The following is a 24,491-nucleotide window of genomic DNA, read 5'->3' as shown; positions in this document are numbered from 1 at the left end:
CTGATTCTGGAAGATTCAAGCTTAGCGGGGTTGACCGAAGTCAACCTGTTGGATTAATGGGGGCCATTCGCGGGCATGCTCGCCCCCACAGGTACACCACCAGTTTCAACGTTTGCGGAACCTCTGTGGGAGCGGGCGTGCCCGCGAAGAGGCCGGTACAGGCTAGCGCGGGTCCAGCCAGACCAACGATGCGAAGCGCCCACCCTGCGGGGTACGGCGATAGGAGAAGAACCGTGCATCACTGACCGTGCACAAGCCACCGCCATAAACAGCAGTCACTCCACGGGCAGCCAGGCGAATACGCGCCAGCTCATAGATATCCGCCAACAGCTTGCCTGGCCGTTCGCCATCAACGAATGCCCGAGCTGCTTGCGGGTGCACGGCGGTAAAGGCATCACGCACTTCCAGCCCCACTTCGAACGCTTGCGGGCCGATGGCAGGCCCCAACCACACCAGCACCTCTTCTGGCGGCAGCGCCAGCCGGTCCAGCGTGGCTTCCAGCACGCCACCCGCCAGCCCGCGCCAACCAGCATGCGCCGCCGCCACGCGGGTGCCGGCGCGGTCGCAGAACAGCGCAGGCAGGCAATCGGCGGTCATCACGGTGCAGGCAATGCCAGGCTGGCGGGTCCAGCTGGCATCGGCCTCGGCGACCACAGCCGGGTCGGCATCCGCCACCACCAGGCCATGTACCTGCTTGAGCCAGGCCGGTTGGATGGCGAACTGTTCGCTCAGGCGGCGGCGGTTCTCGGCGACCGCGGCAGGGTCATCCCCAACATGGTCGCCGAGGTTGAAGGTTTCATAGGGCGGCAGGCTGACGCCGCCCTGACGGGTGGTGACACAGGCGCGGACCGAAGCCGGGGCCGGCCAGTCGGGGAACAGCAACGCCTGTGTCAGGCCACTCATCCGATGAAGCTCTCGCGGTCCTGGTTCAGCAGCGACAGCAACCAGACGAAGTCATCCGGCAGTGGCGATTCCCACTTCATGACTTCACCGGTAATCGGGTGGGCCAAGGCAAGGAAACGCGCGTGCAGCGCCTGGCGCGGGAAGGTCTTGACCGCCTCGACCATGGTCGGGCTGGCAGCGGGCGGAATACGGAAGCGCCCGCCGTACGTCTGGTCGCCTACCAGCGGGAAACCCACATGGGCCATGTGCACGCGAATCTGGTGGGTACGGCCGGTTTCCAGCTTGACCCGCACATGGGTGTGCGAGCGGAAGCGCTTGAGTACACGGTAGTGGCTGACCGCCGGCTTGCCGCCGTCGGTTACAGCCATGCGCTGGCGCATGCCGCCGTGGCGGCCGATGGGCGCGTCGATCTTGCCACCGGCAGTCACCACGCCGATCACGATGCACTCGTAGATGCGGCTGACCTTGCGGGCCTGCATCTGCTCGACCAGCTTGGTCTGCGCCTGCAGGGTCTTGGCCACCACCATCAGGCCGGTGGTGTCCTTGTCCAGGCGGTGCACGATACCGGCGCGCGGCACGTTGACGATGTCTGGCACATGGTGCAGCAGCGCGTTGAGCAGGGTGCCGCTGGCATGCCCGGCCGCCGGGTGCACAACCAGCCCGGCAGGCTTGTTGATCACCAGGATGTGGTCGTCTTCGTAGACGATATCCAGTTCGATATCTTCTGCGATCCACTCACCCTGGGCCTCTTGCTCGGCCTCCAGGGCAAGCAGAGAACCACCATGAACAAGGTCTCGAGGGCGCACGACTGCACCATCGACCGTCAGGCGGCCCTCTTTGATCCACGAAGTTAGCCGCGAACGCGAGTACTCGGCGAACAATTGGGCGGCGACCTGGTCGAGGCGTTGGCCGCCCAGTTCGGACGGTACCTCTGCGCTAAGTTGAATGATCTCGGACATGCTCGATTCGGCGGGCGCACAGCCTTTGGTTTCGGCTGCGAGCTTGTGGTTAAATACGGCTTCTTTTGTCCCGGGGTTGGCCGGGGCGCTCATCATAACAGGACGGCACCGCCCAAGACAGCGGCCGTCAAAGGGACGCAAGCCGCCATGCAAGTGAAACACCTGCTGCTGATCGCCATCCTCGGGCTTACCGCGGCCTGTTCCTCTAATAAAGAGGTCATTGACGAGAACCTCAGCGAGGCCGAACTGTACCAGCAGGCCCAGGCTGATCTGGACAATTCCAGCTACACCAGCGCCGTGAACAAGCTCAAGGCCCTGGAGTCGCGCTACCCGTTCGGCCGCTATGCCGATCAGGCGCAGCTCGAGCTGATCTACGCCAACTACAAAAACTCCGAGCCCGAGGCCGCCAAGTCGGCCGCCGAGCGCTTTATCCGCCTGCACCCGCAGCACCCGAACGTCGATTACGCCTACTACCTCAAAGGCCTGACCTCGTTCGACCAGGACCGCGGCCTGCTGGCGCGCTTCCTGCCGCTGGACATGACCAAGCGTGACCCGGGCGCCGCCCGCGACTCGTATAACGAGTTCGCCCAGCTGACCAGCCGTTTCCCCAACAGCCGCTACGCACCAGACGCCAAGCAGCGCATGATCTACCTGCGCAACCTGCTGGCTTCGTACGAAATTCACGTGGCCGACTACTATCTGGGCCGCCAGGCTTATGTAGCTGCTGCCAACCGTGGCCGCTACGTGGTCGAAAACTTCCAGGAAACCCCGTCCGTCGGTGACGGCCTGGCCGTGATGGTCGAGTCGTACCAGAAGCTGCACCTGGACGAACTGGCCGCCACGAGCCTGGAAACCCTCAAGCTCAACTACCCGGACCACCCGAGCCTGGTCGATGGCGAGTTCCAGCCCAAGCAGACCGAGTCTGACGGCCGCGGCTGGCTGTCCAAGGCGACCTTGGGCCTGATCGAAACCGATACCCCGCTGCCGCCAGGCGAAACCCGCGCCAATCAGGACGTGGTCAAGCAGTTCCAGGACGCGCGCGACGAGATGCCGCGGGAGCTGCTGCCTAAAGACGAGAACGGCGACCCGATCGTGCCGGAAGGCCCGAAAGAAGCCGAGAAAGACCGTTCCTGGTTCAGCTACATGACCTTTGGTCTGTTCGACTGACCTTCGGCGGTGAATGAAAGGGAGGCCTTGGGCCTCCCTTTTTTATTGGCCGCGTCCTAGACTGTCGGCTTCTTCAATCGACAAGCTGGACACCATGGTTCGCCTACTTTTCTGGATCGCCCTGATCGCCGCCGCGTTCTGGCTGTGGCGCAAGTTCAAAGTCAGCCAGCAGTCGCACCCCGAGGCGAAGCTGGATGCGCCGCTGAAGATGGTGCGCTGCGCCCATTGCGGCGTGCACCTGCCCAACGACCGGGCGCTGCAGCAGGGTAATGAGTGGTACTGCAGCCAGGCACACCTGCAGCAGGGCCCTGGCCACAAGGGTTGAGCGCAAAACCCGCGGATGCACACAGAACCCGCTCCCACCGTGGGAGCGGGAAGATGCTCTCAGCCCAAACGCCCTTCTGGCGCATAGGGTACCGGGTCGATGATCGGCTCGGCACCAGTCAGCAAATCGGTAAACAGCTGGCACGAAGCCGGCGCCAGCACCAGCCCATTGCGATAATGCCCGCAGTTCAGCCACAACCCTTCATGCCCTGGCACAGGCCCAATGTAAGGGATGCCTTCTGGCGACCCCGGCCGTAGTCCCGCCCAGTGCGCCACCACTGTGGCGCCTTCAAGCTCAGGCAACAACTCCACCGCCGATGCCTTCAGGCTTTCCAGCGCATCCCCGGTCGGGGTCTTGTCATACCCGGCGTGTTCCAGCGTGCTCCCCACCAGAATGTGCCCGTCACGTCGCGGAATCGCATAGCGCCCCTTGGCCAGCACCATGCTCGGCAGGAAATCTTCAGCGCACTTGAACAGGATCATCTGGCCCTTCACGGGCTCAACCGGCAGCTCAAGGCCAAGGGTACGCAACAGGTCGCCACTCCAGGCGCCTGCGCTGAGCACAACCTCATCCGCCGCCAGTACGCCATCGGCAGTCTGCACACCGGTCACGCGCCCCTTTTCTTGCTCGAAGCCGGTGATCTGGCAATATTCGCGCAAGGTCACGTTCGGCAGCGCCAGCAACGCCGCTTTCAGCGACTTGACCAAGCGTGGGTTGCGCACATTGGCCACGCCAGCCATGTAGATGGCGTGCTTGAAGCCCGGGCCCAGCACCGGCACCGCATCGTAGGCCGCCGAAATATCCACGGCACTCAGCGGCCGCTGCTCGCGCGCGGCCCAGGCCAACGCTTCGGCCTCGTCGTCCAGGTCGAGCCAGTACAGCCCGGTGGTGTGTACTTCGGGGTCGACACCGGTGCTGGCGAACAGACGCTCGCCCAGCTGTGGATAAAAGTCCTGCGACCAGTGCGCCAGAGCGGTCACTGCGGCGCTGTAGCGCCACGGGTACAACGGCGAGACAATGCCTCCGCCAGCCCAGGACGACTCTCGGCCAACCTCACCCTGATCGCACACCACCACCTGGCCGACCTTGGCTGCCAGGTTGAATGCCGTCAGCAGGCCGATCACCCCGCCGCCGACCACCACTACTTGCTTGCTCATCTGTCGATCCAACACCTGAAGTAAAACCGCGATGCACCGGGCATCATTGAACCTTCAGCTTCCCCAGCAGTGCGTGCTGTGCTCAACGGCACCCGGATTGCGCTGCATGCCAGCCTGGTCGAGCTGGAAATCGCCACAGCCATCCTGCGCCATCAGCCCATGCGGTAGCCGCCGGGCGCGCAGCGTGAAGGTGTCACTGTCGCGCTGGGCCTGAAGGCTGTAGTAGCGGGTACCTTCGGGCAAGACCAGGTCGCCCTCGGCGTATTGGCCAGTGCGCACGCGGTGGCGCTCCAGGCGCAGGGCGGCATCATGCAGCAGGCCAACCACTTCGCTGCGCGCGGCTCGCCGAAGCTGGTCGCTGTAACTGGGGTAGGCAATGGCTGCCAGAATGCCGGTCACGGCCAGCACAATCAACAACTCGATCAGGCTCAAGCCTTGCTGCATGTCAGTCTCCTCGCAATCTTTGTCGCCAGGTGATGCGTTGGGTTTGATTGCCAGCCACGGCGTAGACCGCTTCCAGCACATGTCGCGAGCGGCTTTGCTTACTGACAGCGGTAACCCGGAACAGACTAACCGGCTGCCCTTCGGGCATGTGCGCGGCACATTTGCTGACACCCAGGTTCTGCACTTGGAAAAAACCGGTCTGGGTACCTTGCCACTGCCCAACCAGATCGTGCGGCTTGGGCGGCGGCAGGCACGCGTTACAAGCGTCAGGGGGCGCCCGTTCAAGTTCGCGTACCCCGGCCAGCAAAGTGGCTTCTGCCTCTTCCAGCGCCAGCAGGCCATCGCTCAGGTAGCCGGTCATCCGTGTTTCCACCAACGCGTCACGCAGGGCAGATGTGGCAAGCAGGCCCAGCAGGACGCTCAGGATCAAGGCCAGTAGAAGAACCACGCCACGCTGGCGAGTCATGAAGCGGGGACCGGGTTGCGAATTGCGACGCTCAGCGCATGGTGCTGCTCAAGCTGTAAGGTCGGCTCATACAATGTCAGCTGAAGATCGATCCGCTCTCCAGCCACCTGCACTACACGCAGTTCGCGCACGTGATCGACCAAGGGCTGATTACGGCCGCGCCGCTCGAAGTAAAGCGTACTTCCAACGTGAACATAGCGATGCCGGCTGACAGGCACAGCCATAAGCGTGTCGCTACCTTGCGCGCGCTCCTTGTGTACCTCCACCGTGTTGATACAGTTTGTCAGCAAGGTCCAGTCGGGGTCGCCGGCATACCCTGGTAACTCAGCGACAACCAGGCTCAAACTTGACGGGCCACTCACCAAGGGCCGGGCAAAGGCCTGCTCCGCGCCGGGGACCAGAAAGTTGCCTGGGCTCAGACGCAGGCAACCGAACATCCCGGCCATGCGGATATCCTGCGCCATGCGCAGCAATGCAAGCCGCGCAGAATCCTGCATGCGCACTGCCGTACTTTGCAGGCGCCAAGTCTGGTGCGCGGAGACAAAAAGCTGGCTGGCCGCCGCCAGCAGCATCAATCCGATCGCCAGCGCCACCACCATCTCAAGCAAGCCAAGCCCTGCCTGACAGCGCCTCATCGCCGCCTGCGCTCATGTTCGCTGTGCAGCGCCATCGCCGCCTGGCCGTCACGGCGCGCGCTGTCCACAGCCTGCAATGCCTGCAATTGCGTCGCAGCCGTTGCGAACAGACCCACGGCCACGACCACAACCGCCAACAACACTTCCAGAAGCGTCATGCCCCCTTGCCTTGCGTGCATCCCTGCACCTCCTGCGACTTTTCCCGTCATTGCTTTCAACTTGGGCGACTGGACCTCTTGTCCAACCGCCAGGAACCTATAGCCAAGCACGTCCAGGGAGGAATGCACGGTGAAGCAACGCGGCGTAACACTGATACAAATGTTGTCGGCCTTGGCCGTGGCGGTGTTGCTGACGCAGTTCGGCATACCGGCCTACGCCAGAATGAGCGATGACCTTCACAGGGCAGCAGCAGCGCGTGATCTGGCCCAAGCGTTGCGTAGTGCACGCAGCCATGCGCTGTTGCAGGGCCAGCCGGTGCTGGTGCTGGCGCTGGACGGTAATTGGGGGAATGGTTGGCGGGTAGTGCTGGAGCATAACCGGCAGGTGCTGCGTGAGCAGCGGCTGGCAAAGCCCCTGAAAATAGTCAGCAATCGTGGTGAGCAGTTCAAATTCAGTGCGCTGGGCGTGCCAATGACGTCGGGCAACGGCTGGCTGGGTGCAACACTGGAAATGTGCGAACGCTCCTCTGCTCGCAGCCGATATCAAGTGGCGCTGGCATCAAGCGGCAGAGTCAGGTTGGTTACAGAGGACCTGAGCACTGGCCGCTGCTAGGGCGGTCATTGCAGGAGCGGTCTTGTGTCGCGAAAGGGCTGCAAAGCAGCCCCTGCATTGGCGGCGATGCAGCCCCTTAGATCAGCGAGCGAACACGCAGCTCTTTGGGCATTGAAAAGGTGATGTTCTCTTCACGCCCGTCCAGCTCTTCAGCGCCAGTGGCGCCCCAGGCCTTGAGCTGTTCGATCACGCCGCGCACCAGCACTTCGGGTGCCGAAGCACCGGCGGTGATGCCGATCCGCGCGGTTTGCTCAAACCAGCCGCGTTGCAGGTCCTCGGCACCGTCGATCAGGTAGGCCGGGGTTCCCATGCGCTCAGCCAGCTCGCGCAAACGGTTGGAATTGGAACTGTTCGGGCTGCCGACCACCAGCACCACGTCGCTCTCGCCAGCCAGTTGCTTGACGGCATCCTGGCGGTTCTGGGTGGCGTAGCAGATGTCGTCCTTGCGCGGGCCGCCGATGTTCGGGAAGCGTGCACGCAGCGCATCGATGACGCGGCTGGTGTCGTCCATCGACAGTGTTGTCTGGGTGACGAAAGCCAGGTGGTCCGGGTCGCGCACCTGCAGGTTGGCAACATCTTCCTCGTCTTCGACAAGGTAGATGGCGCCGCCGTTGCAGGCATCGTACTGGCCCATGGTGCCTTCGACTTCGGGGTGCCCTTCGTGGCCGATGAGAATGCACTCACGACCATCGCGGCTGTACTTGGCCACTTCGATGTGAACCTTGGTCACCAGCGGGCAGGTGGCATCGAACACTTTCAGGCCACGGCCAGCCGCTTCCTGGCGCACGGCCTGGGAAACACCGTGGGCACTGAAGATGACGATGACATCGTCCGGTACCTGGTCCAGCTCTTCGACAAAGATGGCGCCGCGGTTACGCAAGTCTTCCACCACGAACTTGTTGTGCACCACTTCGTGGCGCACATAGATCGGCGGGCCGAAGACTTCCAGCGCGCGGTTGACGATCTCGATCGCCCGGTCGACCCCGGCGCAAAAGCCGCGAGGGTTGGCGAGTTTGATTTGCATGCTCGGCTCCAGGCTTACAGGGCCTTCACCTCGAGGATCTCCACCTCGAAGGTCAGGGTCTTGCCAGCCAGTGGGTGATTGAAGTCGATGGTGACCTGGTCGTCATCGAACGCTTTGACCACCCCCGGCAACTCGGTGTTGGCGGCGTCGTTGAAGATGATCAGCAGCCCTTCGGACAACTCCATGCCTTCGAAGTTGGACCTCGGCATGACCTGCACGTTCTGCGGGTTAGGCTGGCCGAAGGCGTTCTCCGGGGCCACTGCCACGGTTCGCTTGTCGCCGGCCTTGAAGCCGAACAGGGCGTTTTCAAAGCCCGGCAGCAGGTTGCCATCACCCACTTTGAAGGTGGCTGGGGCTTTATCGAATGTGCTGTCGACGGTGTCGCCGTTTTCCAGGTGCAGCGCGAAGTGCAGGGTGACTTCGGTGTTCTGGCCGATACGGGTGTCAGTCATGGACCGGATCCTCGGACTTCTTGCTCTTGAACATATCCAGCGCCAGCATCACCGCACCAACGGTGATGGCGCTGTCGGCCACGTTGAAGGCCGGGAAGTAATGGCGGTTCTGCCAGTGCACCAGGATGAAGTCGACCACATGGCCCAGCACGATACGGTCGTACAGGTTGCCAATCGCCCCACCCAGCACCAGCGCCAGCGCCACGGCCAGCCAGGTCTCGTTGCGCCCCAGGCGCTTGAGCCACACCACCAGCACCGCGCTGACCACCACGGCGATCAAGGCGAACAACCAGCGCTGCCAACCTGCACCATCGGCCAGGAAGCTGAACGCGGCACCGGTGTTGTAGGCCAGGGTCCAGCTGAAGTAGTCAGGAATGACCACGATCTGCTGGTACATGGTCAGGGCGTTGTTGAAGTACAGCTTGGTGGCCTGGTCGACGACCAGGACCAGCAAGCTCAGCCACAGCCATGCAAGGCGCCCGAAGCGCCCCGCTGCAGGGTTAGGCATAGTGGCGCACCTCACCCTGGCCGCTCAGGTTGTCGACACAACGGCTGCAGATTTCCGGGTGCTCCGGGTGGCTGCCGACATCGGCGCGGAAGTGCCAGCAACGGCCGCACTTGGCGTGGCCGGACTTGACCACTTTCAGCTTGAGGCCTTCGACTTCGGTGGCTACGGCTTCGGCAGGCGCCTGTGCAAACGGCACCACGCTGGCGGCCGAGGTGATCAGCACGAAGCGCAGCTCGTCGCCCAGCTTGCCCAGGTCGGCACTCAGGCCTTCGTCGGCATACAGGGTAACTTCAGCCTGCAGGTTGCCACCAATGACCTTGGCGGTACGCTGGTTTTCCAGCTCTTTGTTCACCGATGCCTTCACCGCCATCACACGGTCCCAGTAAGCGCGGCCCAGCTCGGTACCTTCCGGCAGCTCGCTCAGGCCTTCGTACCAGCCGTTGAGCATCACCGACTCGTTGCGCTCGCCCGGCAGGTACTGCCAGATTTCGTCGGCGGTGAATGCCAGGATCGGCGCGATCCAGCGCACCAGCGCTTCGCTGATGTGATACAGCGCAGTCTGGCAGGAACGGCGGGCGACACTGTTGGCGCCGGTGGTGTACTGGCGGTCCTTGATGATGTCGAGGTAGAAGCCGCCCAGTTCCTGTACGCAGAAGTTGTGCACTTTGGAGTAGACGTTCCAGAAACGGTACTCGCTGTAGTGCTCTTCCAGCTCGCGTTGCAGCAGCAGCGTACGGTCAACGGCCCAGCGGTCCAGCGCCAGCATGTCTTCCGAGGCCAGCAGGTCGCGGGCCGGGTCGAAACCGGACAGGTTGGACAGCAGGAAGCGGGCGGTATTGCGGATACGCCGGTAGGCGTCGGCACTGCGCTGCAGGATCTGCTCGGAAACCGCCATTTCACCGGAATAGTCGGTGGCCGAAACCCACAGGCGCAGGATATCGGCACCCAGGGTGTTGTTGACCTTCTCCGGCTCGATGGTGTTGCCCAGCGACTTGGACATCTTGCGGCCGTTCTCGTCCACGGTGAAGCCGTGGGTCAGCAGCTCGCGGTACGGCGCGTGGTTGTCGATGGCGCAACCGGTCAGCAAGGACGAGTGGAACCAGCCGCGGTGTTGGTCGGAACCTTCAAGGTACAGGTCAGCGCGCGGGCCGGTGGCGTGGCCAATGTCGTGCGAGCCACGCAACACGTGCCAGTGGGTGGTGCCCGAGTCGAACCACACGTCGAGGGTGTCGGCGATCTTGTCGTACTGCTCGGCTTCAGCGCCCAGCAGTTCGGCGGCGTCCAGCTTGAACCAGGCCTCGATGCCCTGCTGCTCGACACGCTTGGCCACTTCTTCCATCAGCTCGACAGTGCGCGGATGCAGCTCGCCGGTCTGCTTGTGCAGGAAGAACGGGATCGGCACACCCCAGTTGCGCTGACGCGAGATGCACCAGTCCGGGCGGTTGGCGATCATCGCGTGCAGGCGCGCCTGGCCCCAGGCCGGAACGAACTTGGTGTCTTCAATGGCTTTCAGCGCACGCTCACGCAGCGGCTCGCCGGTGGTCGGCTGCTTGTCCATGCCCACGAACCACTGCGCGGTGGCGCGGTAGATCAGCGGGGTCTTGTGGCGCCAGCAGTGCATGTAGCTGTGGCTGATGGTCTCGGTGTGCATCAGCGCACCGACTTCGCTCAGCTTCTCGACGATGGCCGGGTTGGCCTTCCAGATGAACTGGCCGCCGAAGAATGGCAGCGACTCGACATACACGCCGTTGCTCTGCACCGGGGTGAGGATGTCGTCGTTGACCATGCCGTAGCGCTTGCAGGTGACGAAGTCGTCCTCACCGTAGGCTGGCGAGGAGTGCACCACGCCGGTACCGGCGCCCAGTTCGACGTAGTCGGCCAGGTAGATTGGCGACATGCGATCGTAGAACGGATGGCGGAAGTTGATCAGTTCCAGCGCAGAACCTTGGGCGGTGGCAAGGACCGAGCCTTCCAGGTTGTAACGCTTCAGGCACGACTCGACCAGCTCTTCAGCAAGCACCAGCAGGCGCTCGCCGGTGTCGACCAAGGCGTACTTGAATTCCGGGTGGATGTTCAGGGCCTGGTTGGCCGGGATGGTCCACGGGGTGGTGGTCCAGATCACGATGGCGGCCGGCTTGGCCAGAGAGGCCAGGCCGAAGGCGGCGGCCAGCTTGGCCTCATCGGCAACCGGGAAGGCCACGTCGATGGTCTGCGACTTCTTGTCGGCGTACTCGACTTCCGCTTCAGCCAGCGCCGAACCGCAATCAAAGCACCAGTTCACCGGCTTCAGGCCCTTGAACACGAAGCCTTGCTTGACCATCTCGGCCAGGGCGCGGATTTCACCGGCCTCGTTGGCAAAGTTCATGGTCTTGTATGGGTTGTCCCAGTCACCCAGCACGCCCAGGCGAATGAACTCGGTCTTCTGCCCTTCAATCTGCTCGGCAGCGTACTCGCGGCACAGCTCGCGGGTACGGTCGGCGGAAAGGTGCTTGCCGTGGGTAACCTCCACCTTGTGCTCGATCGGCAGGCCGTGGCAGTCCCAGCCTGGCACGTACGGCGCATCGAAGCCGGCCAGGGTCTTGGAGCGGACGATCATGTCCTTGAGGATCTTGTTCAGCGCATGACCGATGTGAATCTTGCCGTTGGCATAGGGCGGGCCGTCGTGCAGGACGAACTTGGGACGATCCTTGCCAATTTCGCGCAGCTTCTGGTACAGGCCAATGCTGTCCCAGCGCTGCAGGATCTGCGGTTCGCGCTGAGGCAGGCCGGCCTTCATGGGGAAGGCGGTGTCCGGAAGGTTAAGCGTGGCTTTGTAGTCGGTCATTTCAGGCTCTTCGTTAGCGGTTGAGCGTGCCAATGTGCACGTGCGGCGGCGATATCCGCATCGATCGCCGACTTCAGCGCCTCCAGGGAGGCGAATCGCTGCTCTTCACGCAGCTTGTGGTGGAACTCCACCGTCAGGCGCCGGCCGTAAAGGTCGCCGGCAAAGTCCAGAAGATGAATCTCCAGGTGCGGGCGCCCATCACCGGCAACGGTGGGGCGCACGCCGATATTGCCGACACCCGGCCAAGCCTTGCCGTCGATCACGATGCTGGCCAGGTATACCCCGGACAGCGGCACGCGGCGGCGCTTGAGCTGAATGTTGGCGGTAGGTGTGCCGAGCTGGCGGGCCAGCTTCTGGCCGTGCAGCACGCGGCCTGTAATGCGGTACGGGCGGCCCAGCAGGTGTTCGGCCAGCTCGAAGTTGCCCTCGGACAAGGCCTTGCGCACTTCGGTGCTGCTGACCCGCAGGCCGTCCTGGATTACCGTGTTGGCGGCCTCGACGGTGAAGCCGTACGCGCTGCCGGCCTCGACCAGGAAAGCAAAGTCGCCAGCGCGGTCGCAGCCAAAGCGGAAGTCATCGCCCACTTCGAGGTGACGCACGCCCAGGCCGTCGACCAGGATGGCCTTGACGAAGGCTTCGGCACTGAGCTTGCTCAGTCGCTGATTGAAGGCCAGGCACAGCACCCGGTCGATGCCTTCGGTCGCCAACAGCTCAATCTTGTCACGCAGCCGAGCCAGGCGCGCCGGCGCGGTATCAGGTGCGAAGTACTCGCGTGGTTGCGGTTCGAAGATCACCACGCAGGTCGGCAGGCCCAAGGCCTGACCACGCTCGCGCAGGCGCGCCAGGATTGCCTGGTGGCCACGGTGAACCCCGTCGAAGTTGCCAATGGTGGCGACACAGCCCCGGTGCTCGGGGCGCAGGTTGTGAAGACCTCGAACCAGCTGCATAACGCGCTTCTTGCTCATAAAGTGGCCGATTATAACCACACCCGGGCGCTGGTGACAGGCAGCAGCGCCCAAGGGCGGCGTGGAATGCGAAAAACCGACGCCTGACCCGCCAAAAGCCTCAGTGCAAGGCTTTGCGAGCGAAATGCCGGGGCCGGAAGCCGCACAGGTACAGGCAGCCAAAATACGTCACGACGCCCGCCAGGATCAGCGCCCCAAGCCGCAGGAAGCGCTCAAGCATGATGCCCTGTTCCCAGGCCGGCATATAGTGCATGCCCGCCAGCAGTACTGCCGACATCAGCGCCACCGCCAACACAAGCTTGAGCAGGAACACTGCCCAGCCAGGCTGAGGCTCGAACAACCGCTGACTGCGCAGTTTCCAGAACAGCAGGCCGGCATTCAGGCAGGCACCGAGGCTGATCGCCAATGCCAGGCCGGCATGTGCAAGCGGGCCGACCAGGGCAAGGTTGAACAGCTGGGTGCAGACCAGGGTGAAGACTGCAATCTTCACCGGCGTGCGGATATTCTGCTGCGCGTAGAAGCCCGGTGCCAGTACCTTGACCAGAATGATTGCCAGCAAGCCCACGGAATAGGCGATCAGCGCCCGCTGGGTCATGGCCGCATCAAACGCGCTGAACTTGCCATATTGGAACAGCGCGACGGTCAGCGGCTCGGCAAGAATGGCCAAAGCCAGGGTGCATGGCAGCACCAGCAGGAAGCACAGGCGCAGGCCCCAGTCGAGAATCCGCGAGTACTCCTCGCGGTCCTTGTTGGCGTAGGTCTTGGCCAGGGTCGGCAGCAGGATGGTGCCCAGGGCCACGCCCAGCACGCCCGAAGGCAGCTCCATAAGGCGGTCGGCGTAGTACATCCACGACACCGAGCCGGCGACCAGGAAGGAAGCAAAAATGGTGTTGATGATCAGCGAGATCTGGCTCACCGACACCCCCAGGATCGCCGGCAGCATCTGCTTCAGTACCCGCCACACACCCGCGTCCTTGAGGTTCAGACGCGGCAGCACGAGCATGCCGATCTTCTTCAGCGCTGGCAGCTGGTACAGCAACTGCGCCAGGCCACCCGCCAGCACGCCCCAGGCCAACGCCATGATTGGCGGGTTGAAATACGGTGTCAGCAACACGGCGAAGGCGATCATCGCCACGTTCAGCAGGGTGGGCGTGAAGGCCGGCACCGAAAAGCGGTTCCAGGTATTGAGGATCGCGCCGGCCAGGGAAGACAGCGAGATCAGGAATATATAAGGAAACGTCACCCGCAACAGGGCGGTGGTCAGCTCGTATTTTTCGGTGCTGTCGACAAAACCTGGGGCCGTCGCCCACACCACCCAGGGTGCAGCGAGGATGCCGATGGCGGTCACCAGGGCCAGCACCAGGGTCAGAAGGCCACTGATATAGGCGATGAAAGTGCGTGTCGCCTCCTCGCCTTGCTGGGTCTTGTACTCGGCCAGAATCGGCACGAAGGCCTGGGAGAATGCACCCTCGGCAAAAATGCGCCGCAACAGGTTGGGCAGCTTGAACGCGATGAAGAAGGCGTCGGTAGCGACACCAGCACCAAAAATACGGGCCAGGATGGTGTCGCGTACAAAGCCAAGCACCCGCGAAATCATGGTGATCGAGCTTACTGCAGCCAGGGATTTGAGCAGGTTCATCGAAAAGATTCACGCCAATGACAGAGGACGCTGCCAGACAGCGTCCGAATGTGCGATACTCCCGCGCCTTCGCAGGGGAGCCAAAAATTCCCGAGTGTACAGGTCGCGCAGCAGAAAGGAATCTTTCCCGCTTGTTGGCGCACCGCTCGGCGGAACCTTGCAGGTGGCCTTGACATCCGCTCGACTGATCGGCATGATTCGCGGCCTATTTTGTTTGCTATTTACCTAAAGTCTTTCGAGGAGCTCGACGGTGGCCAACACACCTTCCGCCAAGAAACGTGCAAAACAGGCTGAGAAGCGTCGCAGCCACAACGCCAGCCTGCGTTCCATGGTCCGCACCTACATCAAGAATGTAGTTAAAGCCATCGACGCAAAAGACGCCGAAAAAGCGCAAGCCGCTTACGTTCTGGCTGTACCTGTAATCGACCGTATGGCCGACAAGGGTATCATCCACAAGAACAAGGCTGCTCGTCACAAAGGCCGTCTGAATGGCCACATCAAGGCGCTGAAAGAAGCTGCAGCTGCCTAAGCGACGCGCTAGTCGAAAAACCGACCCTAGGGTCGGTTTTTTGTTGCCTGCGATTTATACACCGTCACCGATGCGCGTTGCTGCAACCTGCACATGATGACCGATATGCTTTGGGCAGCGCCACAAAGCAGGGGCCGCGCCAGGCGGCCCTACCCTTGCATCACTTGGCTATCTGAATCTTCGGCGCCCATTGCAGCCATTCATCCTCGGCCTTGTCGAACAAGGCAAAGGTCTGCCGCGGCCGTGCCGGGTTACCCATCTGCTCGCCATCTGGCGTTGCGAAGGCGATACCGCCATCAATCAGGGTTTCCACCGACTCGGTACGCACTGTAGCGCCCTTGAACAGCCCCCAGTCGAAACCGAAACCACTGCTGTTCCAGAAGCGGCTACCACTGCGCACCAAGGCGGCATAGCGCGGCTCGATGAGGATATGAATCAGCACGCGATCAGCGTTCTGGCCCAGCTCGAAGCCTGTCACCTTGCCCACCTTGACCTCACGATAGGTAACCGGCACGCCCGGCTTGATCGAGCCGCGGCGTGGCGCACTGAGCGTCAATGGCAGGCCGACCTCTGGCCCTGCGACCTGTGGGGCATCGGCCAAAGCGATGAAATCGCGCTGTGGCCCACGGTCCTTGGCTGCTGGCTGCACCTCCAGGTACTGCCCACCAATCAGGGTGTCGAGGTTTTCAGTGCGCACCAGGCCCAGCGCCGGCTTGACCACCCAGAACTGCGTACCGGCACGTGCAATACGATCCGCCGCTTCGGTAATACGCGCCCGCAGCAGTACCGCCTGCAGGTCATTGGTGAGGTCAACGCTCTCGATACTGCCCACATCCAGGCCGCGGAAGCGGATGGCCGTGCCCGGTTTCAAGCCATCGGCACGCTCTACACGGATGGTGATCAACGTACCCGCACGGTTTACCGCTTCCTGGCTGTCATGCAGACGGAAGCGTGGAATGTGCCGCTTCAGCGGTACATCGGGTCGTGGCGTATCGAAGGCAATACCGCCGGCCATCAGTGTTTGCAGCGATTCACTCTTGATCTTGATACCCGACAGGCCGCCGGTCAGGGTGATCCCACTGACATTCCAGAAGCGGGACGAACCATTGACCAGTTTCTCGTACTCCTTCTCGATATGCACACCGATCAGGATTCGATTGCTGTTACGAGCGAACTGATAGCTCTGCACGCTGCCCACCTTCACCTGGCGGTACATCACCGGGCTGCCGACTTCCAGCGAACCCAAGGTGTCGGCGAACAACACCATGTGCAGGCCCGGCGCCTTGAGGTCGAGTGGCGGCGCCTTGGCACGCGCCTCGAACTCACGCTCTGGCCGTGCGCCCTTCTCACCGGGACGAATGGCGATGTAGTTACCTTTGACCAGCGCTTCCAGGCCAGTGATTCCCGCCAGGGAAATCGACGGCTTGACTACCCAGAACTGGGTCCCGTCTACCAGGTAGTCCTCGGTCAGTGGGTCGAGTGTCAGCTCGGCCGAAGCGCTGGCCAGGTTGTCTTCCATCTTCAGGGCTTTCAGCGAGCCCACCTGGATGCCCTTGTACATGACCGGCGTGCGACCCGCCTGCAGGCCTTCATAATCGCTCAGCTTCACTTTTACCCGGATACCCGCCTGGGCGGCATCGAAGTCCTCGTACAGGCGGAACGGCAGGCTCGGATCGGTGGGCGGGCTGTCCTTGCGGTACTCCGGCGTGGCGAAAGCGATACCACCCGCCACAATGCTCGACAACGACTCACTGCGCACCTTCACACCCGAAAGCGAAGCATCGATGCTGACACCGCTGGCGTTCCAGAAACGTGTGTGCTTGCGCACCAGGCTGGCGTAAGCCGGCTCGATGAAGACTTTTACCTCTACTGTGCTCTGGTCCTCGGACAGGCGGTAGCTTTTCACCCGGCCAACCTGAATCTGCTTGTAGAACACCGGGCTGTCACGGTTGAGCGAGCCCAGCCTGTCGGCCTTGAGGGTCAGGTGCAGGCCTGGCTCAGAGTCCGAGAGCGGTGGTGCCACCTTCAATGCCACAAAGCGTTTGGTACGCTCCCCCTCCCCCGGACTAACAGCGATGTAGTTGCCCGAAACCAGTGTTTCAAGGCCGGATATTCCGGCCAGGCTGACGCTCGGCTTCACCAGCCAGAAACGCGTGCCTTTGTTCAGATGGGGCTCGGCGGCCTTGTTCATCTCGATGGTAGCGATCACCCCCTGCGTGTCGCCCTTGGCGTCGAGCACCAGGCTTTTCACCTTGCCAACCGGCATGCCCTTGTAGATGACCTCGGTCTTGTTGGCGACGATACCCTCTCCCGACTCGAAGCGGACTTCAATTTCCACGCCAGCGTCGCGGTAGGCCTGCCACGCGAGCCAGCCACCGATCATCAGCGCAATCAAAGGCAGGATCCAGATGGCCGACCAGTTCGAGGCTGGGCGGGTTTTAGCCGTTGGCAGGTCACTCATGGTCGTCATCCGACTCCGTGTTATCCCAAATCAGTCGGGGATCGAAAGTTAAAGCGGCAAGCATTGTCAGGATCACCACAGTTGCGAAGGCGACAGCGCCCAGGTTGGCTTCGACACTGGCTATTCGGCCGAAATTCACCACTGCCACCAAGATGGCAATGACGAAGATATCCAGCATGGACCAGCGCCCAATGAATTCGATGAAGCGGTACATCAGTATCCGCTGCCGGGCTGAAAGCGGTTGCCGCCGCTGAACGGAATACAACAGCAAGCCGATGCCCACCAGCTTGAACGTGGGGACCAGGATACTGGCAATGAACACCACAGCCGCAATGGGCACCATGCCGTGTTTGAGCAGGGTGATGACCCCGGACATGATGGTGTCCGGGCTGCCCTGACCGAGGGTACTCACGGTCATGATCGGCAATATGTTGGCTGGTATGTAGAGGATCGACGCCGCAATCAGCAACGCCCAGGTACGCACGATACTGTTCGGCCGGCGTGCATGCACGATAGCGCCGCAGCGTGTGCAGGTTTGCGAAGTACTGTCAGCCTCTTGCCTGTTCAGTTCGTGACACTCATTGCAGACAAGAATGCCTGCGTCAATCGCCCGCATGCAGGTCCTCCCCTGATAACGCACTCCAGATCTGGTGGGGCGACATCACCACCTCGAGCCATACCTGGATCAATAACAGACTGATGAAACAGAACAGCCCAAGGCCCACGGTCAGCTCGGCCAGATCCACCAGCTTTACGATGGCCACCAGGACCCCCATGAAATAGACCTCGAGCATGCCCCAGTCACGTAGGTGGTGATAGATACGGTAGAAGACCAGGCCGTAGTCACGCCCGAAGTTCAGGCGGATGCTCAACAGGACGACCAGCTGACAGAGCAGTTTCGCCAGTGGAATGACCATGCTACAGAGCAAGACCACCACGGCAACACCGCGCATTCCCGAGTTGTACAGGCCTAGCACGCCACTCCAGACCGTATCGTCTGAAGTCTGACCAAGCAGGTGCAACTGCATGATCGGCAGGAAATTGGCCGGCACGAACAGCAAAAGGGCCGCCAGCACCAAGGCCAGGCTGCGATTGACCACATTGTGCCGGTGGGCATAGAGCTCGTAGCCGCAGCGCGGGCATTGGGCTTTTTCATCATGCTGCAGCACGGGCTTGCGTAGCAGCAGGTCGCATTCATGGCAGGCGACAAGCTCGTCCAACGGCAACTGTGCCAGGGTTTCAGGTTCGACAGAATTGGACATATAGCGCTTCTGAATAGGTGCGTGGGGCTATTCTAGTGTTCTGGCTCGAATTGTGGGAGGCGACGTTGGCCTGGAGGGTATACGCCCCTGCCTGCCGTTGCACCATTCTCTGTAGGAGCGGGTTTACCCGCGATCACCGGCGAAGCCGGTGCCCTCCACCGAGTTGCCTGCTTCACGGCATGCCCCACAGCAATTCGAGCAGGCCCGGAATTTTTGGCCCACAAAGACAAAACCCCTACCTGCATGCGCAGATAGGGGTTTTGCGAAATGAATCTTGACGATGACCTACTCTCACATGGGGAAACCCCACACTACCATCGGCGATGCATCGTTTCACTACTGAGTTCGGGATGGGATCAGGTGGTTCCAATGCTCTATGGTCGTCAAGAAATTCTGTAGCCAGAATGTCCAGATGGACAGCCCAGCGAATTCGGATATGCGATATTTGTGGTCTTACGAATTTTCGGGTCTTTCGTCTTCACCACCGCAATCTGCGTCAGCAAATTGCTTGGGTGTTATATGGTCAAGCCTCACGGGCAATTAGTATTGGTTAGCTCAACGCCTCACAGCGCTTACACACCCAACCTATCAACGTCGTAGTCTTCGACGGCCCTTTAGGGGATTCAAGATCCCAGTGAGATCTCATCTTGAGGCAAGTTTCCCGCTTAGATGCTTTCAGCGGTTATCTCTTCCGAACATAGCTACCCGGCAATGCCACTGGCGTGACAACCGGAACACCAGAGGTTCGTCCACTCCGGTCCTCTCGTACTAGGAGCAGCCCCTCTCAAATCTCAAACGTCCACGGCAGATAGGGACCGAACTGTCTCACGACGTTCTAAACCCAGCTCGCGTACCACTTTAAATGGCGAACAGCCATACCCTTGGGACCGGCTTCAGCCCCAGGATGTGATGAGCCGACATCGAGGTGCCAAACACCGCCGTCGATATGAACTCTTGGGCGGTATCAGCCTGTTATCCCCGGAGTACCTTTTATCCGTTGAGCGATGGCCCTTCCATACAGAACCACCGGATCACTAAGACCTACTTTCGTACCTGCTCGACGTGTTTGTCTCGCAGTCAAGCGCGCTTTTGCCTTTATACTCTACGACCGATTTCCGACCGGTCTGAGCGCACCTTCGTACTCCTCCGTTACTCTTTGGGAGGAGACCGCCCCAGTCAAACTACCCACCATACACTGTCCTCGATCCGGATAACGGACCTGAGTTAGAACCTCAAAGTTGCCAGGGTGGTATTTCAAGGATGGCTCCATGAGAACTGGCGTCCCCACTTCAAAGCCTCCCACCTATCCTACACAAGCAAATTCAAAGTCCAGTGCAAAGCTATAGTAAAGGTTCACGGGGTCTTTCCGTCTAGCCGCGGATACACTGCATCTTCACAGCGATTTCAATTTCACTGAGTCTCGGGTGGAGACAGCGCCGCCATCGTTACGCCATTCGTGCAGGTCGGAACTTACCCGACAAGGAATTTCGCTACCTTAGGACCGTTATAGTTACGGCCGCCGTTTACCGGGGCTTCGATCAAGAGCTTCGCTTGCGCTAACCCCATCAATTAACCTTCCGGCACCGGGCAGGCGTCACACCCTATACGTCCACTTTCGTGTTTGCAGAGTGCTGTGTTTTTAATAAACAGTCGCAGCGGCCTGGTATCTTCGACCGGCATGGGCTTACGGAGCAAGTCCTTCACCCTCGCCGGCGCACCTTCTCCCGAAGTTACGGTGCCATTTTGCCTAGTTCCTTCACCCGAGTTCTCTCAAGCGCCTTGGTATTCTCTACCTAACCACCTGTGTCGGTTTGGGGTACGGTTCCCAGTTATCTGAAGCTTAGGAGCTTTTCTTGGAAGCATGGTATCAACCACTTCGTCGCCTAAAGGCAACTCGTCATCAGCTCTCGGCCTTGAAATCCCGGATTTGCCTAAGATTTCAGCCTACCACCTTAAACCTGGACAACCAACGCCAGGCTGGCCTAACCTTCTCCGTCCCTCCATCGCAATAACTGGAAGTACAGGAATATTAACCTGTTTTCCATCGACTACGCTTTTCAGCCTCGCCTTAGGGACCGACTAACCCTGCGTCGATTAACGTTGCGCAGGAAACCTTGGTCTTTCGGCGTGCGAGTTTTTCACTCGCATTGTCGTTACTCATGTCAGCATTCGCACTTCTGATACCTCCAGCAAGCTTCTCAACTCACCTTCACAGGCTTACAGAACGCTCCTCTACCGCATCATCATAAGATGATACCCGTAGCTTCGGTGCATGGTTTGAGCCCCGTTACATCTTCCGCGCAGGCCGACTCGACTAGTGAGCTATTACGCTTTCTTTAAAGGGTGGCTGCTTCTAAGCCAACCTCCTAGCTGTCTAAGCCTTCCCACATCGTTTCCCACTTAACCATGACTTTGGGACCTTAGCTGACGGTCTGGGTTGTTTCCCTTTTCACGACGGACGTTAGCACCCGCCGTGTGTCTCCCATGCTCGGCACTTGTAGGTATTCGGAGTTTGCATCGGTTTGGTAAGTCGGGATGACCCCCTAGCCGAAACAGTGCTCTACCCCCTACAGTGATACATGAGGCGCTACCTAAATAGCTTTCGAGGAGAACCAGCTATCTCCGAGCTTGATTAGCCTTTCACTCCGATCCACAGGTCATCCGCTAACTTTTCAACGGTAGTCGGTTCGGTCCTCCAGTCAGTGTTACCTAACCTTCAACCTGCCCATGGATAGATCGCCCGGTTTCGGGTCTATACCCAGCGACTAAACGCCCTATTAAGACTCGCTTTCGCTACGCCTCCCCTATTCGGTTAAGCTCGCCACTGAATATAAGTCGCTGACCCATTATACAAAAGGTACGCAGTCACCTAACAAAGTAGGCTCCCACTGCTTGTACGCATACGGTTTCAGGTTCTATTTCACTCCCCTCTCCGGGGTTCTTTTCGCCTTTCCCTCACGGTACTGGTTCACTATCGGTCAGTCAGTAGTATTTAGCCTTGGAGGATGGTCCCCCCATATTCAGACAAAGTTTCTCGTGCTCCGTCCTACTCGATTTCATTGACAAGAGATTTTCGTGTACGGGGCTATCACCCACTATGGCCGCACTTTCCAGAGCGTTCCACTAATCTCAAACCAACTTAAGGGCTGGTCCCCGTTCGCTCGCCACTACTAAGGGAATCTCGGTTGATTTCTTTTCCTCAGGGTACTTAGATGTTTCAGTTCCCCTGGTTCGCCTCTTGCACCTATGTATTCAGTACAAGATACTCAGCTTATGCTGAGTGGGTTCCCCCATTCAGAGATCTCTGGATCACAGTCTGTTTGCCGACTCCCCAAAGCTTATCGCAGGCTACCACGTCTTTCATCGCCTCTGACTGCCAAGGCATCCACCGTATGCGCTTCTTCACTTGACCATATAACCCCAAGCAATCTGGTTATACTGTGAAGACGACATTCGCCGAAAATTCGTACGTTGCTCTTTCGAGCAGAACTCACAAATTTTACCTTAGCCTGATCCACCAGCAGTGAAACTGGTGTTCAGTCTATATCTATCACATATCCGAATTTTTAAAGAACGATCTGACAAAAGTCAGAAATCAACATTCGAGGTGAATGTTCATTTCTAAGTTCTGACAAGCTACTGCATACGGCGAAAGTGGTGGAGCCAAGCGGGATCGAACCGCTGACCTCCTGCGTGCAAGGCAGGCGCTCTCCCAGCTGAGCTATGGCCCCGTATTCAACGGCGAATACCATGTAATGGTAGGTCTGGGCAGATTTGAACTGCCGACCTCACCCTTATCAGGGGTGCGCTCTAACCAACTGAGCTACAGACCTATAACAGGGTCGCTTACAGCATCGTCTTTTACAATGAATCAAGCAATTCGTGTGGGAGCTCATCAGCAGGCTGATGTCGTCGATTAAGGAGGTGATCCAGCCGCAGGTTCCCCTACGGCTACCTTGTTACGACTTCACCCCAGTCATGAATCACACCGTGGTAACCGTCCTCCCGAAGGTTAGACTAGCTACTTCTGGTGCAACCCACTCCCATGGTGTGACGGGCGGTGTGTACAAGGCCCGGGAACGTATTCACCGCGACATTCTGATTCGCGATTACTAGCGATTCCGACTTCACGCAGTCGAGTTGCAGACTGCGATCCGGACTACGATCGGTTTTGTGAGATTAGCTCCACCTCGCGGCTTGGCAACCCTCTGTACCGACCATTGTAGCACGTGTGTAGCCCAGGCCGTAAGGGCCATGATGACTTGACGTCATCCCCACCTTCCTCCGGTTTGTCACCGGCAGTCTCCTTAGAGTGCCCACCATAACGTGCTGGTAACTAAGGACAAGGGTTGCGCTCGTTACGGGACTTAACCCAACATCTCACGACACGAGCTGACGACAGCCATGCAGCACCTGTGTCAGAGTTCCCGAAGGCACCAATCCATCTCTGGAAAGTTCTCTGCATGTCAAGGCCTGGTAAGGTTCTTCGCGTTGCTTCGAATTAAACCACATGCTCCACCGCTTGTGCGGGCCCCCGTCAATTCATTTGAGTTTTAACCTTGCGGCCGTACTCCCCAGGCGGTCAACTTAATGCGTTAGCTGCGCCACTAAAATCTCAAGGATTCCAACGGCTAGTTGACATCGTTTACGGCGTGGACTACCAGGGTATCTAATCCTGTTTGCTCCCCACGCTTTCGCACCTCAGTGTCAGTATCAGTCCAGGTGGTCGCCTTCGCCACTGGTGTTCCTTCCTATATCTACGCATTTCACCGCTACACAGGAAATTCCACCACCCTCTACCGTACTCTAGCTTGCCAGTTTTGGATGCAGTTCCCAGGTTGAGCCCGGGGCTTTCACATCCAACTTAACAAACCACCTACGCGCGCTTTACGCCCAGTAATTCCGATTAACGCTTGCACCCTCTGTATTACCGCGGCTGCTGGCACAGAGTTAGCCGGTGCTTATTCTGTCGGTAACGTCAAAACAGCAAGGTATTAACTTACTGCCCTTCCTCCCAACTTAAAGTGCTTTACAATCCGAAGACCTTCTTCACACACGCGGCATGGCTGGATCAGGCTTTCGCCCATTGTCCAATATTCCCCACTGCTGCCTCCCGTAGGAGTCTGGACCGTGTCTCAGTTCCAGTGTGACTGATCATCCTCTCAGACCAGTTACGGATCGTCGCCTTGGTGAGCCATTACCCCACCAACTAGCTAATCCGACCTAGGCTCATCTGATAGCGCAAGGCCCGAAGGTCCCCTGCTTTCTCCCGTAGGACGTATGCGGTATTAGCGTTCCTTTCGAAACGTTGTCCCCCACTACCAGGCAGATTCCTAGGCATTACTCACCCGTCCGCCGCTGAATCAAGGAGCAAGCTCCCGTCATCCGCTCGACTTGCATGTGTTAGGCCTGCCGCCAGCGTTCAATCTGAGCCATGATCAAACTCTTCAGTTCAATACTGCTTGGGTTTTTAAGAAACCCTAAACTTGGCTCAGCAATCTCAAATGACTATGTGATTTCTCGCATGGTCACTTGTGATGCTGATAATCTTTTTGACTATCAGTCCGTACTCACAAGCACCCACACGAATTGCTTGATTCGATTTGTTAAAGAGCGTTTGGTTAAGAGCTTTTCGTCTCAACCGAGGCGCGCATTCTACGCTTTCCTCAAAGCCTGTCAAGCGTTTATTTTGAAGTTTTTTGCGAGAAACTCGTTTAGCTTCAAACACTTGGCTCGCTGCGATCTCTCGTAGCGGGAGGCGAATCATACAGCACTTAGAAGCACTGTCAACCACCTTTTCAACCGCTTTCGATCATTTGATCGCAGCCCCTCCAGCTTTCGCCTTAACTACTTAACTCGTTGAATATCAAGGAGTTTTTCGTTCCGATGTCGCTGGAAGTGGGGCGCATTATAAGGGGATTCGAAAGCGCGTCAACCTTTAATTTCATTTATTTGGAATATTCCAGGTGAAGACCGTATCAAGGCCACCAGGTGCTCGCC

Annotated in this window: 20 protein-coding genes, 2 tRNA genes and 3 rRNA genes; 4 read left to right on the top strand and 21 right to left on the bottom strand. The window is 59.6% G+C overall.

All coding sequences use genetic code 11. The features are described from left to right. Positions 1-162: 162 nt before the first annotated feature. Complete coding sequence (gene pgeF, locus QCL51_RS02960) at positions 163-903, bottom strand: peptidoglycan editing factor PgeF (RefSeq protein WP_021784193.1); 741 nt, start codon at positions 901-903, stop codon at positions 163-165. Further along, positions 900-1,862, bottom strand: coding sequence for a 23S rRNA pseudouridine(1911/1915/1917) synthase RluD (gene rluD / locus QCL51_RS02955; RefSeq protein WP_003247554.1), 963 nt, complete (start codon positions 1,860-1,862; stop codon positions 900-902). The genes pgeF and rluD overlap by 4 nt, the downstream gene beginning before the upstream one ends. Positions 1,863-2,009: 147 nt before the next feature. On the opposite strand from rluD, the gene QCL51_RS02950 reads away from it, so the two are divergent. After that, positions 2,010-3,029, top strand: a complete 1,020-nt coding sequence (locus QCL51_RS02950; protein ID WP_021784194.1) for an outer membrane protein assembly factor BamD — start codon at positions 2,010-2,012, stop codon at positions 3,027-3,029. A gap of 94 nt (positions 3,030-3,123) precedes the next feature. Beyond that, on the top strand, positions 3,124-3,354 hold the full coding sequence (locus QCL51_RS02945; RefSeq protein WP_003247559.1) for a PP0621 family protein: 231 nt from the start codon (positions 3,124-3,126) through the stop codon (positions 3,352-3,354). Positions 3,355-3,413: 59 nt separating this feature from the next. Here QCL51_RS02945 and thiO read toward each other — a convergent pair whose 3' ends face one another. From thiO to QCL51_RS02920, 5 genes are read right to left on the bottom strand one after another with little or no spacing between them, the layout of a single operon-like run. Continuing rightward, positions 3,414-4,511 carry a glycine oxidase ThiO gene (thiO, locus tag QCL51_RS02940; protein ID WP_338444585.1) on the bottom strand — a complete coding sequence of 366 codons (1,098 nt, stop codon included), beginning with the start codon at positions 4,509-4,511 and terminating at the stop codon, positions 3,414-3,416. 54 nt (positions 4,512-4,565) lie between these two features. Further along, positions 4,566-4,955: a type IV pilin protein gene (locus tag QCL51_RS02935; protein WP_003247577.1), complete on the bottom strand. Its 390-nt coding sequence runs from the start codon at positions 4,953-4,955 to the stop codon at positions 4,566-4,568. Between the two features lies 1 nt (position 4,956). Beyond that, positions 4,957-5,421, bottom strand: a complete 465-nt coding sequence (locus tag QCL51_RS02930) for a hypothetical protein (RefSeq protein WP_021784197.1) — start codon at positions 5,419-5,421, stop codon at positions 4,957-4,959. Beyond that, positions 5,418-6,056, bottom strand: coding sequence for a prepilin-type N-terminal cleavage/methylation domain-containing protein (locus QCL51_RS02925; protein WP_103470192.1), 639 nt, complete (start codon positions 6,054-6,056; stop codon positions 5,418-5,420). The genes QCL51_RS02930 and QCL51_RS02925 overlap by 4 nt, the downstream gene beginning before the upstream one ends. Further along, the gene (locus QCL51_RS02920; protein WP_021784199.1) at positions 6,053-6,235 is read right to left on the bottom strand and encodes a prepilin-type N-terminal cleavage/methylation domain-containing protein; all 183 of its coding nucleotides are present in this window, start codon (positions 6,233-6,235) and stop codon (positions 6,053-6,055) included. Before QCL51_RS02920 ends, QCL51_RS02925 begins: the two co-directional genes overlap by 4 nt. A 109-nt stretch (positions 6,236-6,344) precedes the next feature. On the opposite strand from QCL51_RS02920, the gene QCL51_RS02915 reads away from it, so the two are divergent. Next, positions 6,345-6,827: a GspH/FimT family pseudopilin gene (locus QCL51_RS02915; RefSeq protein ID WP_103443435.1), complete on the top strand. Its 483-nt coding sequence runs from the start codon at positions 6,345-6,347 to the stop codon at positions 6,825-6,827. Positions 6,828-6,903: 76 nt separating this feature from the next. Here the strand turns inward: QCL51_RS02915 and ispH are convergent, their stop codons facing one another. From ispH to murJ, 6 genes are all read right to left on the bottom strand, one after another. After that, positions 6,904-7,851 carry a 4-hydroxy-3-methylbut-2-enyl diphosphate reductase gene (gene ispH / locus QCL51_RS02910; RefSeq protein ID WP_021784201.1) on the bottom strand — a complete coding sequence of 316 codons (948 nt, stop codon included), beginning with the start codon at positions 7,849-7,851 and terminating at the stop codon, positions 6,904-6,906. A 14-nt stretch (positions 7,852-7,865) separates the two neighbouring features. Next, a complete protein-coding gene (gene fkpB / locus QCL51_RS02905; protein WP_010951871.1) occupies positions 7,866-8,303 on the bottom strand; it encodes an FKBP-type peptidyl-prolyl cis-trans isomerase in 438 nt (145 codons plus the stop codon). Further along, positions 8,296-8,811 carry a signal peptidase II gene (lspA, locus tag QCL51_RS02900; protein ID WP_014589581.1) on the bottom strand — a complete coding sequence of 172 codons (516 nt, stop codon included), beginning with the start codon at positions 8,809-8,811 and terminating at the stop codon, positions 8,296-8,298. The genes fkpB and lspA overlap by 8 nt, the downstream gene beginning before the upstream one ends. Further along, positions 8,804-11,635, bottom strand: coding sequence for an isoleucine--tRNA ligase (ileS, locus tag QCL51_RS02895; RefSeq protein WP_103443434.1), 2,832 nt, complete (start codon positions 11,633-11,635; stop codon positions 8,804-8,806). The genes lspA and ileS overlap by 8 nt, the downstream gene beginning before the upstream one ends. After that, a complete protein-coding gene (ribF, locus tag QCL51_RS02890; protein WP_103470194.1) occupies positions 11,632-12,582 on the bottom strand; it encodes a bifunctional riboflavin kinase/FAD synthetase in 951 nt (316 codons plus the stop codon). Before ribF ends, ileS begins: the two co-directional genes overlap by 4 nt. Positions 12,583-12,700: 118 nt before the next feature. Next, the gene (gene murJ, locus QCL51_RS02885; RefSeq protein WP_021784204.1) at positions 12,701-14,239 is read right to left on the bottom strand and encodes a murein biosynthesis integral membrane protein MurJ; all 1,539 of its coding nucleotides are present in this window, start codon (positions 14,237-14,239) and stop codon (positions 12,701-12,703) included. 250 nt (positions 14,240-14,489) lie between these two features. On the opposite strand from murJ, the gene rpsT reads away from it, so the two are divergent. Further along, entirely contained in the window at positions 14,490-14,768 is a 279-nt protein-coding gene (rpsT, locus tag QCL51_RS02880; RefSeq protein ID WP_003247625.1) for a 30S ribosomal protein S20, read from the top strand. Between the two features lie 160 nt (positions 14,769-14,928). Here rpsT and QCL51_RS02875 read toward each other — a convergent pair whose 3' ends face one another. The 8 genes from QCL51_RS02875 to QCL51_RS02840 all read right to left on the bottom strand — a co-directional run bounded on the left by QCL51_RS02875 (position 14,929) and on the right by QCL51_RS02840 (position 23,945). After that, entirely contained in the window at positions 14,929-17,229 is a 2,301-nt protein-coding gene (locus QCL51_RS02875; protein ID WP_338444584.1) for an MlaD family protein, read from the bottom strand. After that, on the bottom strand, positions 17,222-17,845 hold the full coding sequence (locus QCL51_RS02870; RefSeq protein ID WP_021784206.1) for a paraquat-inducible protein A: 624 nt from the start codon (positions 17,843-17,845) through the stop codon (positions 17,222-17,224). Before QCL51_RS02870 ends, QCL51_RS02875 begins: the two co-directional genes overlap by 8 nt. Continuing rightward, positions 17,832-18,491 (bottom strand): paraquat-inducible protein A, encoded by a 660-nt coding sequence (locus tag QCL51_RS02865; RefSeq protein WP_021784207.1) that lies wholly within the window; start codon positions 18,489-18,491, stop codon positions 17,832-17,834. Before QCL51_RS02865 ends, QCL51_RS02870 begins: the two co-directional genes overlap by 14 nt. 272 nt (positions 18,492-18,763) lie before the next feature. Beyond that, positions 18,764-18,879 (bottom strand): 5S ribosomal RNA (gene rrf / locus QCL51_RS02860). A gap of 131 nt (positions 18,880-19,010) precedes the next feature. Next, positions 19,011-21,903, bottom strand: a 23S ribosomal RNA gene (locus QCL51_RS02855). Between the two features lie 243 nt (positions 21,904-22,146). Then, positions 22,147-22,222: transfer RNA gene (locus QCL51_RS02850), tRNA-Ala, on the bottom strand. A 25-nt stretch (positions 22,223-22,247) separates the two neighbouring features. Continuing rightward, positions 22,248-22,324, bottom strand: a tRNA-Ile gene (locus QCL51_RS02845). 84 nt (positions 22,325-22,408) lie between these two features. Beyond that, positions 22,409-23,945 (bottom strand): 16S ribosomal RNA (locus QCL51_RS02840). The 16S, 23S and 5S rRNA genes sit together here with 2 tRNA genes alongside, the layout of an rRNA operon. Between the last annotated feature and the right edge of the window lie 546 nt (positions 23,946-24,491).

This window comes from Pseudomonas sp. LTR0 (assembly GCF_036630035.1).
In the GTDB taxonomy this organism is placed as follows: domain Bacteria; phylum Pseudomonadota; class Gammaproteobacteria; order Pseudomonadales; family Pseudomonadaceae; genus Aquipseudomonas; species Aquipseudomonas putida_Y.
Note: the sequence above shows the minus strand (reverse complement) of the source record. Positions and strands in the feature narration are given on the sequence as shown.

Bases quoted from the DNA above. Each gene is read 5' to 3' on its own strand.
- rluD (WP_003247554.1), bottom strand. From the start codon at position 1,862: ATGTCCGAGATCATTCAACTTAGCGCAGAGGTACCGTCCGAACTGGGC.
- ileS (WP_103443434.1), bottom strand. From the start codon at position 11,635: ATGACCGACTACAAAGCCACGCTTAACCTTCCGGACACCGCCTTCCCC.
- QCL51_RS02945 (WP_003247559.1), top strand. From the start codon at position 3,124: ATGGTTCGCCTACTTTTCTGGATCGCCCTGATCGCCGCCGCGTTCTGG.
- ispH (WP_021784201.1), bottom strand. From the start codon at position 7,851: ATGCAAATCAAACTCGCCAACCCTCGCGGCTTTTGCGCCGGGGTCGAC.
- fkpB (WP_010951871.1), bottom strand. From the start codon at position 8,303: ATGACTGACACCCGTATCGGCCAGAACACCGAAGTCACCCTGCACTTC.
- thiO (WP_338444585.1), bottom strand. From the start codon at position 4,511: ATGAGCAAGCAAGTAGTGGTGGTCGGCGGCGGGGTGATCGGCCTGCTG.
- lspA (WP_014589581.1), bottom strand. From the start codon at position 8,811: ATGCCTAACCCTGCAGCGGGGCGCTTCGGGCGCCTTGCATGGCTGTGG.
- QCL51_RS02870 (WP_021784206.1), bottom strand. From the start codon at position 17,845: ATGCGGGCGATTGACGCAGGCATTCTTGTCTGCAATGAGTGTCACGAA.
- QCL51_RS02930 (WP_021784197.1), bottom strand. From the start codon at position 5,421: ATGACTCGCCAGCGTGGCGTGGTTCTTCTACTGGCCTTGATCCTGAGC.
- murJ (WP_021784204.1), bottom strand. From the start codon at position 14,239: ATGAACCTGCTCAAATCCCTGGCTGCAGTAAGCTCGATCACCATGATT.
- QCL51_RS02865 (WP_021784207.1), bottom strand. From the start codon at position 18,491: ATGTCCAATTCTGTCGAACCTGAAACCCTGGCACAGTTGCCGTTGGAC.
- pgeF (WP_021784193.1), bottom strand. From the start codon at position 903: ATGAGTGGCCTGACACAGGCGTTGCTGTTCCCCGACTGGCCGGCCCCG.
- QCL51_RS02920 (WP_021784199.1), bottom strand. From the start codon at position 6,235: ATGCACGCAAGGCAAGGGGGCATGACGCTTCTGGAAGTGTTGTTGGCG.
- ribF (WP_103470194.1), bottom strand. From the start codon at position 12,582: ATGCAGCTGGTTCGAGGTCTTCACAACCTGCGCCCCGAGCACCGGGGC.
- QCL51_RS02875 (WP_338444584.1), bottom strand. From the start codon at position 17,229: ATGAGTGACCTGCCAACGGCTAAAACCCGCCCAGCCTCGAACTGGTCG.
- QCL51_RS02925 (WP_103470192.1), bottom strand. From the start codon at position 6,056: ATGAGGCGCTGTCAGGCAGGGCTTGGCTTGCTTGAGATGGTGGTGGCG.
- QCL51_RS02935 (WP_003247577.1), bottom strand. From the start codon at position 4,955: ATGCAGCAAGGCTTGAGCCTGATCGAGTTGTTGATTGTGCTGGCCGTG.
- QCL51_RS02950 (WP_021784194.1), top strand. From the start codon at position 2,010: ATGCAAGTGAAACACCTGCTGCTGATCGCCATCCTCGGGCTTACCGCG.